The following is a 15,611-nucleotide window of genomic DNA, read 5'->3' on the forward strand; positions in this document are numbered from 1 at the left end:
AAGGGGATAATTATTTTCACGTTTATTCAGTTAATCCACTTGGATTTTGGTAAAGTGATTGTACTTCTGTTGCCGGGATGGCTACTCCATCATACAGACGCACTTCATCCATCAATCCTTTGAAAGGAGTATCCCAATAGTTAACACCTAAACCAAATTCAGCATCAAGAGAAGTAAATACATTCGGGAAATTGTCGCCTGTGTATTTAGCCACTCCATTGATATAAAATACAGCATGTCCTTCCTGGACCGTTAAAGTAAGATGTGACCACTGACCTTCAGGTATGGTGGTATCTGTTACAGCATCATACCATTGATCACCGTTGTGTGACCAAACCATTGTATTACCCCATCCGGTTTTTGGTACGATACTGACCCAATGATTCAATGTTTCTGCCCCAAAGAATGAGGTTGTAAATTCAGTGATTTGCTCCGGCTTTAACCACATTGATACAGAGTAAGTATCACCTGTAATTAAGCCATCAGCTAATTTCAGTCCTGATTCCCCATCGAATTGAGCAGCTTGTCCCACCTTACCTTCAGCAAATGTAATATTTCCGCCTGTATTATTAAGTCGATTGCCAGTCACGGTTGCGTCCGCTTTTTTACCAGAGCTGTCTTTAAAACCTTCATTAAAATCGTAGAAAGCCGATAAGCCGCCTTCTTCCTTTGCCTTCACTGTCACAGTTACGGTTAGTATTTCTGTCGCATCTCCTAATGTAATCGTCCCTGTTAAGTTAACCTCAGCATCTTCAGAGCCAGGATCCGGTCTTGTAACCACTCCTTCATTAGACACTACCTCCGGATTAGAAGATTCCCATGTAATTTGAGCTCCTCTTGTTGCAACTGTTGGAAGTGTTATATTGCTAATCACTGTTGATGGGAAAGTAGTCATTAACTCTTGTTTAATTGCCTGTACTAATTTCTCATCAGAAGATGCTTCCACATGACTTCCCCAAACGACAATCCCTTCATTTGACATTGCACTAAATGTCATAACCCATTTCTGAGAAGTAGGATCATATTGGCGGATGAACACACCATCATACGTACCTTCATTATCAATGGTTAATTTCGCTTTGTAATTTCCATAAAGTTCCCATGTACCTGTTACTGCACCAGAAATGGTGTGATCTTCGTTCAATTTTACCCATGTTGACTCTGTTAAGTCACCTGTAATTTCCTTGCCATGGTTAATGTATTTATAGTCACCCGTTACATCCGCTTCGGAAACCTTCTCAATTGTTTCTCCAGCATAGCGGTATGGTGTTGGTACCGGCCATTGATCTTTGTTCTTAAATGTTTGGTGTACACGAACTTCGTGCATTTCCCCTTGTTGTGGGAAACGAGTATGAGTAACGATGAATTCCTTGTCTAGTTCATCGTCAATTAGATAAGAGTTATGACCTGGAGAAAGGTAGCCTGTACCAATTCCTGTTCCTTCTTCACCAAGGTCTCTTTTAAATAGGAAGTTCCCTATCATTTTATTACCGATATCTTTATGATCGTCATTACCCGGGAAGTTTCCAACTCCTATATCGAATGATTCTGGGAAAACAGCAGCATTTCCTTTTGCATCGACATATGGACCATCAGGATTCTTGGATCTAAACGGCCTCATCTGATAGCCGCCATCAGAAGCTAAACCGCCATACGTGATGTATAGATAATAATAACGTGTTTCCTTATCGTATACAGCATAAGTTCCTTCAGCCGATCTTCCGTAGCCAGAAGCAATTTTTGTACCAAAATATCTATCAATCATTCTTCCATCTTCTGTTTTTCCATCTTTTCCAGGATACTTTGGCAGCCCTGTTTTCTTATCTAATTCTAAAATAAAGGTTCCGCCTGACCAGGAACCGTAAGTCATATATAACTTATTATTTTTACCTTGAAGGATATTAGCGTCTATTGCATTGGTGTAAAGCTTGTTATTAAATGCACCACTTTCCGTAAACCAATCAGGATTAACTTCATCGATCACACCATCTTTAATAAGATCTGCGATATTCGTATTCTCCCAATGTTTATTTACATTACTGTTTCGATCATATGCTTCATTGCTGGTAAATCCTGAATACATAATGGTATCTACATATTTAAATGGTCCTTCAATATTCTTCGAAACCGCTATACCGATGGCAGAACGGATATAAGTGGAAGACACACTATAATAAATCATATAGGCACCCTTTGTACCATCTTCATTTACATAATGTTTATTCCAAAACACATCTGGAGCCCAAACTGCAAATCCGCCCCTGCTGTCTGAATCATTTTCTCCTGCCCATTTAAATGACTCCGCCAAGTTTGCTGATAAATCTCCATATACTTTATTATTTGGAGTAGAATATCCATTCGTAAATCTATCCCAATTGATTAAGTCCGTTGACTTAGCCCCATCAATGTGTGAACCATACACATAGTAAGTCCCCGTTTTAGGGTCTTTAATGATTGAAGGATCATGAACAGACGCATTTCTAAATTCGGGTGGTTCAGAATTACTTGTCTCCTTTTTACCTAGGGCACTGCTTGGTATTAACAACAAAGTTATTAGAAACACAGATATGATGCTTTTAAAATAACCTTTCATTTCTTTCCTTCTCCTCCTTTGTTATAGAAAATGAAAACGTATCCACTTTTTTCAACTCCCATTCCTCCCTGCATAACCACGATAAAACTAGCCTTAACCTTTATGTTTTAGGAATTAAAGATTCATAATATTCCGAATATAAAGGGCGCTCCTATTCATTATGAAAAATAGCGAAAAAAGGATGTCTTCAAATACGAAAATTAACTGAATGAATAACTAAAACTAAATAATTGTACGTACCACTAATTAACATTAACTTTCTTGTTATTCTTATATAACCTCCAATCCACAAAAAGTTATACTTACAACTATGAAGCGTTTACATATGTAGGTTAGTAAGTTACTGTCAATTAAACAATACTATAAATCTATAATAATCTCAATGTTTCTTTATACCTAGTCCTCAACGAAGAAACTTACATGAACGTACAAGTTGTACCAAATTCTATTAAAATTACTACGAACCAATTGTTAACTAATAGAAACTAAAAATTAGGGGGATGGTAAACATTTTTATATTACCATTTTGAATACAATGAATTTTTTAACCTACACCCAAAAATTCGAAAGAAAAAACCTTCATAATTCGACCTTTTAGAAAATAAATAACCAAGGGAATCCGATTGCTCCCTTGGTTTTAATTTGGATTTCAATTAACGATTTCAAAAACAGTGCCTTGGTTAAAATCAGTCACTTTCATTGAGCCATAAACCCCCAAATATAATCTAGTTTGATTTAAATTCGTTCCCAAATTAACATAAAAGGCTGATTGAGACCCAAAATCATAATCGGTTTGAATCATACTAAAATCACTTTGTTTACCGTCTGGCCTCAATCTGGTATAAGCTAAAGCACCTCTAACCTGGGGTTGAGATTCTTTCCGGGCAAGATCGGTAAATACAACACTTCCTGTTAAGCCAGGGATTCTATTCCCCATATAGGCTTGAATTCCTGTAAGTGCAGTTCCCCCAAACTTATTGGGTCTGGTATCTTTATGAAAATAGCTAGTTAAAGGCTGAAGACGACTCCCTGAAAGTGCTACTGTTTCATTGTAATAAGCAATAGTTTTCTCATCTAAAGTCGGATTATTAGTACAGCCACTTATGGTAGAAGTAGGAAAATCACCTTCCCACCCCCGCCAGCCAAAGTTAATACATCCTTCTTGCTCAGAATATATGAAACCAGTTTGAACAAGCTGTGTAACCGGTATGGGTTTATAAAGAACAAATGAAAAAATCGACTCGACCAAATCCTGTCCGACATTCCCTGCATATTTAATATACTGATGATTAAACCGTTGAAATGAAATGCCCGGAATATTACGAACCCCTTTGGCCATTACCGTGAGCGTATCCTGAATAGTTGGAGGAAGTTCATTAAAACGAGTGACAATGGGTGGATTTTTGATGGTTGTATTCTTACCTACATCAATTTCAATTATTTTACCGGCGATTTCCAAATTGTCTTGACTTAAGTTAAATGGATCATAGCCTGCCCCACCATCTCCGGTTGTTAAAACAAGTTTTCCTGTTTCAGGTGAGAAATTTAAACTATTGAAACCATTATGATTTGAAAATGGTCTTCTTAAGTTAAGTAATGTACGTAGTTTTTGAGGCTGACCATTTGATTGTAAAATCCATTCTTCAACTGTATCAATATGATCATATTGAGTTTCTCTGTTTACCCATCTTAGATTTAAAGTTCTAGGATCACACGGGTCAGGTTTAAAATCCTCAGGATGAGCACCAGGACCTTGTGTTCCGGCTACTGAATAATGAAGATAAAACAGACCGTTATAATAAAAATTCGGATGAAACGCTAGCCCTAGCAATCCCCGTTCATCGTATCCACCACTAGAAGTACCTAGTTTTATGACTTGCGTGCGAATATCTAAAAAAGTCCTAATATCCCCGTTTCCGATATAAAAGATCTCTCCTACCTGGGTTGCAATAAATAACCTTTCAATTGTGTCACCTGGAAGTATAGTTGTTTTCAAAACAGTGGGTAAATTTATCTTACTTACAATAGGCTGTAATCTGACTTTTATATTTTTCAACTAGCTTGACCTCCTTCTTATTTTTTTCTTTTATAAGAATATGATTAGAACTGTTCTATAAGTACCTAATTGGACCAGGGAATCTAACCTAGGTCCTTAAGCTTCCAAATTTTTGAGAATAAAAAAAGGATGCCAATTATTAGGAAGCATCCCTTTTCACTGATTTATTTTAAATGAGGTAATGAGTTGAACTGACTCTATCAAACTTATTAAATCCTAGCCATTTGCCTACCTATTTTCCAAACCTTTTGCGATATCCGCATTTTCTACAAAGTTCCTCTACTGCCACTCTTCGTGAAAAGCCATCTACAAGGTTTTTAGCTCTATCCATCTCGATAATATCAGAAAATGAATGATCATTAATATTTCCAAGATTGATAACTCCCTCACCATCCAGACAACACGGAATAACAGTCCCATTTGCTAAAATACCTGCTTGATTTCGCATGCCATAGCAGAAGCCCTTCCCGTCATCTTCTTCTTCATGTAACGCAGGCCACTGAAACTCGTAATCTTGATTGATAAAGATGCGGTCCGCAATTTTCACGCCGCTTCCAGGTACGACCTTCTCTTCAATTTTGTAGTCTAAATCAAATTCTTTCTCAATTATTTCTAGTAATTCTCTGTTTCGTTTTCTTTCAATATTAGTCACATTGTCTTGTGTAAGGTTCCATAATCGCAGGGAAACAATCATTTCTGATTGGCTGGTTGCTTCTTTAATAAAAGAAAGAATACTTCTCACATACCCTTCCTTATCTTTAGAACCAATATGGCCATCAAAGCTATGGAGTGAGAAATTCATCTGTCTTAGCGCAGGCTTATTTAATAACTTTTCTCTCTTTTTATTAATCAATGTTCCATTGGTTGTAATATTAACTTTAAATCCCTTTTCATGACTTAACTCTAACAATTGGTCTATTTTAGGATGGAGCAACGGCTCACCTTTTACATGTAAATAAATATAATTTGTGTGCGGTTTTATTTGGTCTAATCTCTTAGAAAAATCCTCCACAGAAATAAATTGCTTCTGTCGTTCTGTTGGTGGACAAAAGCTGCATGCAAGATTACATACACTAGTAATCTCTAAATAAAACTTCTTAAATTTTTTCACATCAATTCCTCAATTCTTTGACTACTTCGAACAAGATGAATTATTATCCTATCACTATTACAGCATATTTTTTTATAAATGCATACATGCTTATTAAAGGAAACTGCCATTACCTATATACCTTCATTTGTAGAGAAAAAGATGATTAAATTGATTTATAAGGACTAAAAAGATGATTAAAGGGATTTATAAGGACTAAAAAGTTGAAGCACAATAAAATACGAGGTCCTACCTAAATATATAGACAGGACCTCGTATTTTTATTTCAGCATTGTCGTCTTTAAAAACTCCTGAGTTCTCTCCTCTTTCGGATGGTTGAAAAATTGCTCAGGGTTACCGCGCTCAATAATTTTCCCATCGTGCATGTACACAATCCAATCCGCTACTTCTCTAGCAAATCCCATTTCATGGGTGACAACAACCATCGTCATTCCTTCTTCAGCTAATTCTTTCATGGTTTTTAAAACCTCTCCCACAAGCTCTGGGTCGAGTGCAGAAGTGGGCTCATCAAAAAGCATAATGTCTGGTTCCATCGCAAGTGCCCTCGCAATTGCCACCCTTTGCTTTTGCCCACCTGATAGTTTACTAGGATAGACATCTGACTTATCCTCCAAACCTACTTTATTCAGTAATTGTTTTGCTTTGAGGATCGCCTTCTTCTTTTCAACCCCTTTTACCGTTATAGGAGCCTCGATAATATTTTCCAAAACAGTTTTGTGTGGAAATAAGTTGAAATGTTGAAATACCATGCCTATCTTTTCCCTAATCTTATTGAGGTTATCAGTACCTGGGTCGACCTCATTTCCTTCAATTATTATATTGCCGTTATCCTTTTTTTCTAAAAAGTTCAAACAGCGAAGGAGGGTACTTTTCCCTGAGCCGCTCGCTCCTACTAAACAAACGACATCACTTTCGAAAACTGTCATATTGATATTTTTTAATACATGTAGATCTCCAAATGATTTATTCAATTGATTTATCTTGATCATTTCCTTTGTGCCCAATGTCCTCGCCTCCTATCTATCGCTTACTGCTAATTTCAGTTCAAATCTTTTTACTAGGAATGTCATTAGCGCTACTAGTAATAAATAGTATATTGCTACAATGAGTAAATAGGTCATTTCATCAAAATTATTGGACCCTAATGTTGTTGCCACATTGAACAGCTCATTCATCGAGATAAATGCAGCTAATGAAGAATCTTTTAAGCCTATGATAAATTGGTTGCCTAAAGACGGCAGCGCCCGACGGAATGCCTGCGGAAGAATAATCCTCCTTAATGTCAGTGCTTTTGTCATCCCCAAAGAGCGTCCTGCCTCCATCTGACCTTTGTCGACTGCCTGAATCGCTCCTCGAAGGATTTCAGAAATATAGGCACCATTATGTAACGCCAGTGCAAATGAAGCAGCCCAGAAGTCAGGAAGCAGGAAAATTCCACTTATTCCGAAGTAGAGGATAAATATTTGAACAATCAGCGGTGTTCCGCGGACCAAATAGACATATGTATCTGAAATAAGTTCTAGTATTTTTATTTTAGAGATTTTTAATAAAGCAAAGAAAAGTCCGATAACGATTCCGAGTAAGATCGAAACAACCGTTAGCTCTAATGTTAAAAGCATAGCTTTTAAGAATACACCCTTTGTTTCTGTTAGTACGTCAAAAAAATGTGAAAAACTTGGCAATGTACCTACTTCCTTTCTTTCCATGGTGTTGATTTATTCCGGTTTATTGGTAATGTCCTCACCAAAATATTTAATACTAATCCGAGTTAGAGTTCCATTTTCCCGGAGTTTCTCCAGCGATTCGTTTATTCGCTTCAATAGTTTTGGATTATCCTTTGGAAGCACAATCGCTTGTTCACTACGATTAATTAATTGCTGTCCTTTAATATTAAACCCTTCCTTCGCAGCACTTTTCCCAGTGACAAAATCTGTAATAACCGCATCATGACGTCCGCTGCTTAACGCTTTTAAAGCTGTAATATCGCTGTCATATGTTTTTATTTTGTCTGTATACTCAGAAGCTGTATTGGCATAGGTCGAACCCTTTGCTACAGCTACTTCTTTTCCAGCTAAATCCTTGGCAGTCTTAATTTGACTGTCAGGTCTAGTGAAAATTTGCGGTCCAGAATAATAGTAGGGGGTAGAAAAAGAGACATGTTTGCTCCGCTGCGGATTAATCGTATGGCTAGCAACCGCTGCATCCGCACGGCCTGTTTTTACCCCTTCTACAATCCCTTTAAATTTAATTCGCTTCTGAACCGGCTCAAGGTCCATTTCTTTTGCAATGGCTTCTCCAACCTCAATATCAAAGCCTGACATGGTGAGATCATCATTTATATAACTAAATGGCTTAAACTCACCAGAAGCAGCAAAAACAAATTGATTTTTATGTATTAGTTTAGATCCGTCCGCAAGCTCCTCCTTCTCAGCACAAGCAGATAAAAGGCAGATCATAATAAAACTGAAAACCAATAGTAACTTTTTATTCAACTGCATGTTGGCTATCAATCCCTTTCCCTCTCATTTATTTCTACAATTCACCTAGTTAAGTATCTTACTTTGAAGGTAAATACCCTATTCATTTGCCGACTAAACAAAAGAGTGTCAGGCACCTTTAATGGGCCTGACACTCTTTGTAGAACACATACATTTATATGCATTTCATTTATGTAATAGGGTAGTTTCATAGAGGGGGCAACTTCTGCCCTTTTTTTACCACATGTAGATAAATTTTAAGTAATTTATTTATGATACGGTTCACCGAAAACAAACAAAGAACAAAGTTGAATTTGATACCCACTTATATATATCAATATAAGTTTCCTTTCCATAAAAGGCGAGTTAGTTTAATCTAACTGACTTGCCTTTTTAAGTAGCACTCGTTTCGTAAAATATAACATGAATTTGTACGTTGATGTACTACTGTCATTAAAAAGATTTCTCCTTTAACTTTTTCTGTAAACTAACCCCGCTAATCAGAAAAAAAGCACTCCATGAGTGCCTAAAACGTTTCTTCATATTCTTTAATTATTTTATAAAATGTATTCTTTTTCAGTTCTAACATTTCCATTAACATTACCGCAGTAATCTCTTTTTTCTTCCATCTAAAATAATTTGCTTTTAACGTGTCTATTTGCTCGTCTGTGAGCGTTTCTAGTGACATGGTAGGTCTACCTAATTGTTTACCCTTCGCTCTTGCTACCGCTATACCTTCGGCTTGTCGCTTACGTATATTCTCACGCTCGGTTTCTGCCATGAACGATAGCACTTGTAACACTAAATCACTTACAAACGTCCCTAATGTGTCTTTATGTTGTGTTGTATCCAATAAAGGCATATCTATTACTTTTATATCCGCTTTAATTTCTTGAGTAATATATTCCCACTCTTTTTTTATTTCTTTTGAATTTCTACCGAAACGGTCAATTGACTTGATATATAGAAGGTCACCTTCACGTAATTGTATTTTTAAAGCTTGATATTGTGGTCTATCAAAATTTTTACCGCTTTGTTTATCAATAAATATGTCACGCTCATTAACACCTAATTCAATTAGTTCTGTAAGCTGACGGTCTATGTTTTGGTCTTTACTTGATACACGAATGTAGCCAAATGTTTTTTTACTCATGATGTTTGTATCTCCTTCGTTAGTTGATACATAAATTATATCACAAGTGTTTATAAAAGTGTTGTTTATTTTATAAACGTTTATATATTAATTTTATATTTTTATAAACGTGATAACGCTATGTTTTTAAGGATTTATTTATGTTTATAAAGGTGTACTTATTCAAACATGGTTAGCCATGAAAATATTGACTAACATTTATGTACCATTTATTGTTAAACTAACGGAGCAGGTTAGTGGAATAATGGCTTTCATATATCTAGTACACTCACCATTTCTTAAAGGAGATTTGGAATACTCCTTTGAAAAACAAAAAAGCTACCGTACTTTGGTAGCTTTATTTTTTTTTAGTCTTGAGCAAGCTTATCTCTATTTAGTGCAACAGGAGGTTTCTCCATCCACTCATTTTTTATCATAAAGGTTTTTATATTTTCTTCATATTGATACACATCTGCAATTATCTTTGCATATGTAGTTTTTAAATCTTTTCGGATACTTACTGCTGCACTATATCCATAACTGGCGATACCATCACGATTAAGTTGGTCTAATAGATAAGATATTAATTTATCTGAAAAAGGAGATGTTTTACCATCCAAAACATTCGTATCCCAAGTCATTGAAATAGGCAAATCATTTTGAACTAAAATATCACCTAATTTGTCTATAATATTTAAAGATAATTCTTTTCCATGTTGCAATAAACTCATTAATTGCTGATTAGATGTAGATTGTATAAATCCAATTAATAAGTTTTTACCAATATAATTCATAAAAACATTTTTGTGTAGCTCATTTGCTTCTCTTGCCGTTAATTCTCGATTATCATTAAAGAAGTTACCCAAAAATCCTTTATCTGCAATTGGGTTTGTTTCATGAGTGGAGGTAATTGAAGGAGGTCTTACAAATACTCCCTTTTCTAATAGAATAGTTGTTGTACGTTCAAATAAATTTGAAACGTTTTTTAATTGTTCATGGAAAAAATTGCGGATATCCTCCCTTACTGAATCGGATAGTGCCATACTTGTTAAGGACATTCCAATTTTAGACATATTATTTAAATAAAATAGTATAAAAACATCCGTATACATCTTAGGGGCATTTGGGTTTAAATCATCTTTAATGTTAAAGCCTTTAGGGATTGGATAGTTTTCACTTCGTAGAACAGATTCAAAAAATTGTACAGCAGATTTAGAAATAGAAACCGCCTCACTACAAAGAGATTTAACTTCTTCTAGTTCTGATGTTAGGGTAAGATACTCCAAAACAACATTTGACATACTATTATTCATGAACTGTTCCCAACAGTGTGCTAACTCACCCGCAGTTAACTTTGCAGCCTTTTTATTATCCATATAATCAATTCCTTTTTAAGATTAATTTTATATTCTATAACAAGTATCTGGTATTTTTTTATCAATTATGTATTATTGCATGGAAAATTAATAATTTTTTGGTTTGTCAAGGGAGATATCATAACTAAGAGGGCTTTTCAAATATTCAGCAATGGGGGACTTTAAAAAAGTTTGTGAAATATTGTACTTAAACTATCCGTTAGTTCAATAACAAAGGGCGAATCCAATTTATTTTTTGGAATCGCCTTTTCTAATGAAACTTGAATTTCATTGAATATATGCAATGTTGATTTTAGGCATATCTATTGGCTTTTGTAGGGATCTCGCTTTAGCAGTTAATTCTATTCAAACAGTGTGTAATCAATAAACACTTCTTTTGTTACTTTAGCTTTTGGCTCATTGAGACCTTCCATCATTTTACGCTCTACTTTCTTCCTATTCTTATAGGTGGATTCAGTGTATAGATGTTGAATCTCCTGTCCAAACTCGTTGATTAACTCTTGATGCCCTATCAGAGTTTCCACTTGTGTTATGCCGTATTTTTCTATGAGCTGCTCGTAATTTTTTCTCTTATTATTTTTATCAATCTTTTTTGATTGGTTAATGCTTTTCAACTTCTCATTTATTTTATGCTTTTCCATTATCCACTTATAAAATTCTAGCGTTAAATAATCTACAAGTTTATTTGAGCTAGAATATTTATCCCGTTCATTTTTAGATGTTCTAATCTCAATCCTTAAAATATCTTTAGCCCTTTCCTCTACCCGCTTTTCATTCGCCAATATCTCTGCTTGTTTATCGTAAAACATTATTTTATGACTACTTTTAGAACTTGCTCTGTATTCTACACCTGTAGGAATAGACTTATCTTCTGATAATTTTTTGTTATTTTTATATGGAAACGAAAGCGTAGAAACGTGTTGTATCCAATCCTTGAGAGTGTAATCAGACAGGGTTACATCTAAGTTATAGCAACAATCCAACCTTTTTACATTCCATTCACCCTGTTTTATTTTTATTCCAAAAAGGTCATACATATCGGCATTTAATTTGTTCCAAAAATCGTTCAAGTCTGCTAGTTTAATCATTGTGAAGTTTTCACCAAACAAATATTTTGGAATAGACACTTCAATAATTAACACCCTGCTTTTTGAATAATAGTTAATGAATGGAATACGGTGTTTTCTTATAAAAATTGAATAATATATTTCACCTGTTTTTATTGTTACACTTTCTTGGACAGTTACATTATATGGTAATCGTTTATATTCATTAACATTACTATTTTTCAAAAATAATTGATGTTTTTCTTCCTTACGAAGTTGGTCTATGCTCTCAAGAGGTATATCAACATTGACATTTGCTCTAATTGTATCAAACAAAATAAATACATCCTTTTCAATTAATAGTTTTTATCGAGGATATTCATGTTTTAACCCCTTTCAATGTTTTTTTGTTAATTATGTTAAATGATTTGTAAGGGATAAAATTTTACTGACAATACGATGTTATACAGACAAAATTATTCCATCGCTCTAAGTTCTAATAAAACTTCTTCTTCCGCTTCTTTTTGTTTTCTGTATAATGGGTCATTTAACAACTCTTCTTGGGTATCTTCTAATTCAAGTTCAAAAAGATAATCCTCCAAATCTTCCTCCGATAAATATGTTGGGTCATCGTAAAAACATCTTTCACCACCCCAATCATCAATAAGATTCTTATAAACATCAGTATTGTGTACTACTAAATCAGCTATTAGATTTGAAAAAACATCTACCAATAAAGAACCCTTATTAGCTGGTATATTTTTCATCTTGATGGTTCAACTCCTTTCAATTATCGTTGTGTTAAGTATGTTTTGTTTGTTAATTATTTTTTATTCATTATTTATTTTACGTTTAACAAATTTAACACTAGGCAATAATAGGTTGTGTAAGGAGGTGATTTAATGGAAAACGTTACTTTTGGCGACTTTATAAGGGGTCTACGATTAAAAAATCGAATATCTTCAAGAGATTTATCTTCAAAAATTGGAAAGTCTTTTGCTTACGTTTCTCAATTAGAACGAGGAAATATAAAGAAACCCGATTATGAAACAGCTTATCAGCTTTTAGAGTATTTAAATGTAAATCAATCAGAAATAAACGATATTTTGAATAATAAGTATCGCTTTTCTGATAATGATTTTTCTTTTTCTAATAAATACAACTTAGAAATTGACTATAATAACAAGCTATTTAACACCTCTTCTATAATAAATAAAAATGACTATAACGATGGGGAAATTGAGGATATTACAAAAGTACAAAGCAATTTATTAGATGAATACTTTTTTTCTGCCATTGTTAATGAAATGAATAAGATGAATACAGTGATTTCTAATTTAAAGCATCTCTTTCAAGACGAGGAAGGAAGAAAGTTTTTCACTTCTCTATTTTCTTATGATTTATCTAAGCTAGATAAAAAAGATAAGCTATTTTTACTTGAACAACTACACAAAATATTTGAACAACAGGAGGAAACAAAATGAAGGTAGCTTTATATGTACGTGTATCGACAGAAGAGCAATTTCAAGAAGGCTTTTCCATCGAAGGACAAATTCAAACACTTACGGATTTTTGCAAAGTTCACAAACACCAAATTATTGATGTTTATAAAGACGAAGGAATTAGTGCTAAAACTATGAATAGACCTGCTCTATCACAATTATTACAAGATGCTAGTAAGGGTATGTTTGATATGGTGATGGTATGGAAAATTTCAAGATTATCAAGAAAACAATTAGATTTCTTAAACATTATCGAAACGCTTGAAAAACAAAATGTAGCCTTTTTTAGTCTTAGTGAAAACATTGACGCCTCGACACCTACTGGAAAAGCTATGTTACAAATGATGGGTAGCTTTGCTGAATTAGAACGAAACCAAATTGTTGAGAATGTAAAGATGGGGATGAATCAACGAGCTAATGAGGGGAATTGGAATGGTGGCAGTTCTCTAGGTTATAAATCTGAAAATAAACAATTAGTTATTGTTGAAGATGAAGCATTCATCGTCAGATATATATTTAACCTTTACATAAATGGAAAAGGTTATAAAGCAATTGCAAATAAATTAAACAAGGAAGGTTATAAGACAAAAAGAGGAAAAGCATTCTCTATTAATTCTATTAGAACTGTAATTACAAATCCTTTATATGCTGGATTTATTCGGTTTAATCAAGTCGAAAATTGGTCTGAAAAAAGAAGACAAGGAAAAAATGAAAAACCTATGATTAAAGAAGGTAAGCATGAACAAATTATCACAATGGATGTTTGGAACAAAGCCCAAGCAATGTTTAAAAAAAAATCACATAAACCTACAAAAACATTCTTAGGAAGTTTCCCTTTAACAGGATTATTACGGTGCCCTGTTTGTGGTCAAGGAATGATTGGACATAAGGCAAAGCGTTCTAATAAAAGCAATGAATACATTCGCTATTACCAATGCGGAAACTTTCACTATAAAGGCTCTTCTGTTTGTTCTTCTAATTTAGTATTAGCTGATGATGCAGAGGAATACGTATTTAAACGATTACACCTTCTTTCAAGGAATAAACAAGTGTTATCAAATGTATTAGGTAAAGTAAATCAAGAACTAAAAAAGCATAAGCAACCACTCGAAGAACAATTGAAACAAACAGAAAAAGAAATAAAGAATAATGAGAAGGTAATTGAACTATACTTATCAAATTTTGAAAAAAAACAATTAAATAGTAAATCCTTGCTTCGTAAAATTGAAAATTTAGAAAAAAACAGTGAAACACTTTTGGCTAGAAAAAAAGCCATTGAATCTGAATTACGGAAGCCATCTGTTCAATCAATTGAGTTTAATGATGTGTTCGATGTACTATCTCAAATTAATATTGCTTTAAAGAATGTTAGCCATGAACAACAAAAGCATGTTCTTCATTCAATTATTAATAGGATTACAGTTAATGAGGGGAAAAGACCAAAAGAAAGAAGTATCAAGGATATTGAACTTTTCTTTGATACTTCTCTTGAAGACTTTGTGCTTACTTATGGTACGGTTCACCCCGATTAATCCGAAACGCCCGATAAACTTGCTCCAACAAAATCAACCGCATCAACTGATGAGGAAATGTCATTTTCGAAAAAGAAAGACTGTCATTAGCTCTCTTCATAACAGCAGAACTCAACCCAAGTGATCCCCCAATAACAAACGCAACTTTACTCTTTCCATAAGTAGCAAGCTGATCCAAATCCTTTGCCAGCTGTTCAGAAGATTTCATTTTTCCTTCAATGGCTAATGCGATAACATATGTGTCATCACTAATCTTGCTTAGGATTCTTTCTCCCTCTTTTTCCTTTACTTGCTCCATTTCGATTTCGCTTAGATTTTCAGGAGCTTTTTCATCTGGTAATTCAATGACTTCCATCTTTGCGTAGGATGATAAACGTTTTAAGTATTCATCGATTCCTTGTTTTAAGTATTTTTCTTTTAGCTTTCCAATTGTAATGATTGAAATGTTCATTTTTGTTTCCCCGTTCTAATTATGTTTATCCACAAAAGTTATCCACATTACTGAAAACTTATCCACAATAATGTTAAAAATTATTCTCCAACTGCATATATAGCTGGTTTTTCACACAATTGGCATCTTGTGGATAACTTTCCATTGCTATCAATTTTTTCTATTTCTGGTGCAGTTTCTTTTTCATCTACATACATATCAATTGCTAGTTCAATATGGTCTTCACAGCAATACATTTTCTAGAATCCTCCTTATCCACATGTGGATATTTATTATTTAGTTTACCCTTAATAGTTGTCCACAACCAGTAAAAAAAGAGAGCTAAAATATTTAGC

At 34.1% G+C, this 15,611-nt stretch carries 14 protein-coding genes; 2 read left to right on the forward strand and 12 right to left on the reverse strand.

All coding sequences use genetic code 11. The features are described from left to right. Nucleotides 1–22: 22 nt before the first annotated feature. The 10 genes from HWV59_RS01220 to HWV59_RS01265 form a co-directional block, all read right to left on the reverse strand. A complete protein-coding gene (locus HWV59_RS01220; RefSeq protein ID WP_175637906.1) occupies nt 23–2,593 on the reverse strand; it encodes a lipocalin-like domain-containing protein in 2,571 nt (856 codons plus the stop codon). 649 nt (nt 2,594–3,242) lie between these two features. Continuing rightward, the gene (locus HWV59_RS01225) at nt 3,243–4,649 is read right to left on the reverse strand and encodes a PQQ-dependent sugar dehydrogenase (protein WP_175637907.1); all 1,407 of its coding nucleotides are present in this window, start codon (nt 4,647–4,649) and stop codon (nt 3,243–3,245) included. A gap of 232 nt (nt 4,650–4,881) precedes the next feature. After that, the gene (locus tag HWV59_RS01230; RefSeq protein ID WP_175637908.1) at nt 4,882–5,760 is read right to left on the reverse strand and encodes a radical SAM/SPASM domain-containing protein; all 879 of its coding nucleotides are present in this window, start codon (nt 5,758–5,760) and stop codon (nt 4,882–4,884) included. A 260-nt stretch (nt 5,761–6,020) separates the two neighbouring features. Continuing rightward, complete coding sequence (locus tag HWV59_RS01235) at nt 6,021–6,764, reverse strand: amino acid ABC transporter ATP-binding protein (protein ID WP_407941526.1); 744 nt, start codon at nt 6,762–6,764, stop codon at nt 6,021–6,023. A 12-nt stretch (nt 6,765–6,776) separates the two neighbouring features. After that, nucleotides 6,777–7,442 carry an amino acid ABC transporter permease gene (locus HWV59_RS01240; protein ID WP_175639955.1) on the reverse strand — a complete coding sequence of 222 codons (666 nt, stop codon included), beginning with the start codon at nt 7,440–7,442 and terminating at the stop codon, nt 6,777–6,779. Nucleotides 7,443–7,475: 33 nt separating this feature from the next. After that, the gene (locus tag HWV59_RS01245; RefSeq protein WP_175639956.1) at nt 7,476–8,258 is read right to left on the reverse strand and encodes a transporter substrate-binding domain-containing protein; all 783 of its coding nucleotides are present in this window, start codon (nt 8,256–8,258) and stop codon (nt 7,476–7,478) included. A gap of 505 nt (nt 8,259–8,763) precedes the next feature. Continuing rightward, nucleotides 8,764–9,390, reverse strand: coding sequence for a recombinase family protein (locus HWV59_RS01250; RefSeq protein WP_175637909.1), 627 nt, complete (start codon nt 9,388–9,390; stop codon nt 8,764–8,766). A 347-nt stretch (nt 9,391–9,737) separates the two neighbouring features. Beyond that, nucleotides 9,738–10,745 (reverse strand): DUF3231 family protein, encoded by a 1,008-nt coding sequence (locus HWV59_RS01255; protein WP_047945067.1) that lies wholly within the window; start codon nt 10,743–10,745, stop codon nt 9,738–9,740. 341 nt (nt 10,746–11,086) lie between these two features. Continuing rightward, on the reverse strand, nt 11,087–12,127 hold the full coding sequence (locus tag HWV59_RS01260; RefSeq protein ID WP_175637910.1) for a hypothetical protein: 1,041 nt from the start codon (nt 12,125–12,127) through the stop codon (nt 11,087–11,089). 140 nt (nt 12,128–12,267) lie between these two features. Then, a complete protein-coding gene (locus tag HWV59_RS01265; protein WP_175637911.1) occupies nt 12,268–12,558 on the reverse strand; it encodes a hypothetical protein in 291 nt (96 codons plus the stop codon). Between the two features lie 135 nt (nt 12,559–12,693). Between HWV59_RS01265 and HWV59_RS01270 the strand changes: the two genes are divergently transcribed. After that, nucleotides 12,694–13,275: a helix-turn-helix domain-containing protein gene (locus HWV59_RS01270; protein ID WP_175637912.1), complete on the forward strand. Its 582-nt coding sequence runs from the start codon at nt 12,694–12,696 to the stop codon at nt 13,273–13,275. Then, nucleotides 13,272–14,825, forward strand: a complete 1,554-nt coding sequence (locus tag HWV59_RS01275) for a recombinase family protein (protein ID WP_175637913.1) — start codon at nt 13,272–13,274, stop codon at nt 14,823–14,825. Before HWV59_RS01270 ends, HWV59_RS01275 begins: the two co-directional genes overlap by 4 nt. Here the strand turns inward: HWV59_RS01275 and rlmH are convergent. Continuing rightward, on the reverse strand, nt 14,797–15,276 hold the full coding sequence (gene rlmH, locus HWV59_RS01280) for a 23S rRNA (pseudouridine(1915)-N(3))-methyltransferase RlmH (protein WP_102231780.1): 480 nt from the start codon (nt 15,274–15,276) through the stop codon (nt 14,797–14,799). The genes HWV59_RS01275 and rlmH overlap by 29 nt on opposite strands. 80 nt (nt 15,277–15,356) lie before the next feature. Next, a complete protein-coding gene (locus HWV59_RS01285; RefSeq protein ID WP_175637914.1) occupies nt 15,357–15,512 on the reverse strand; it encodes a CxxH/CxxC protein in 156 nt (51 codons plus the stop codon). Between the last annotated feature and the right edge of the window lie 99 nt (nt 15,513–15,611).

It is taken from the genome of Metabacillus schmidteae, assembly GCF_903166545.1.
In the GTDB taxonomy this organism is placed as follows: domain Bacteria; phylum Bacillota; class Bacilli; order Bacillales; family Bacillaceae; genus Metabacillus; species Metabacillus schmidteae.

Bases quoted from the DNA above. Each gene is read 5' to 3' on its own strand.
- HWV59_RS01265 (WP_175637911.1), bottom strand. From the start codon at position 12,558: ATGAAAAATATACCAGCTAATAAGGGTTCTTTATTGGTAGATGTTTTT.
- HWV59_RS01250 (WP_175637909.1), bottom strand. From the start codon at position 9,390: ATGAGTAAAAAAACATTTGGCTACATTCGTGTATCAAGTAAAGACCAA.
- HWV59_RS01220 (WP_175637906.1), bottom strand. From the start codon at position 2,593: ATGAAAGGTTATTTTAAAAGCATCATATCTGTGTTTCTAATAACTTTG.
- HWV59_RS01270 (WP_175637912.1), top strand. From the start codon at position 12,694: ATGGAAAACGTTACTTTTGGCGACTTTATAAGGGGTCTACGATTAAAA.
- rlmH (WP_102231780.1), bottom strand. From the start codon at position 15,276: ATGAACATTTCAATCATTACAATTGGAAAGCTAAAAGAAAAATACTTA.
- HWV59_RS01285 (WP_175637914.1), bottom strand. From the start codon at position 15,512: ATGTATTGCTGTGAAGACCATATTGAACTAGCAATTGATATGTATGTA.
- HWV59_RS01245 (WP_175639956.1), bottom strand. From the start codon at position 8,258: ATGCAGTTGAATAAAAAGTTACTATTGGTTTTCAGTTTTATTATGATC.
- HWV59_RS01275 (WP_175637913.1), top strand. From the start codon at position 13,272: ATGAAGGTAGCTTTATATGTACGTGTATCGACAGAAGAGCAATTTCAA.
- HWV59_RS01255 (WP_047945067.1), bottom strand. From the start codon at position 10,745: ATGGATAATAAAAAGGCTGCAAAGTTAACTGCGGGTGAGTTAGCACAC.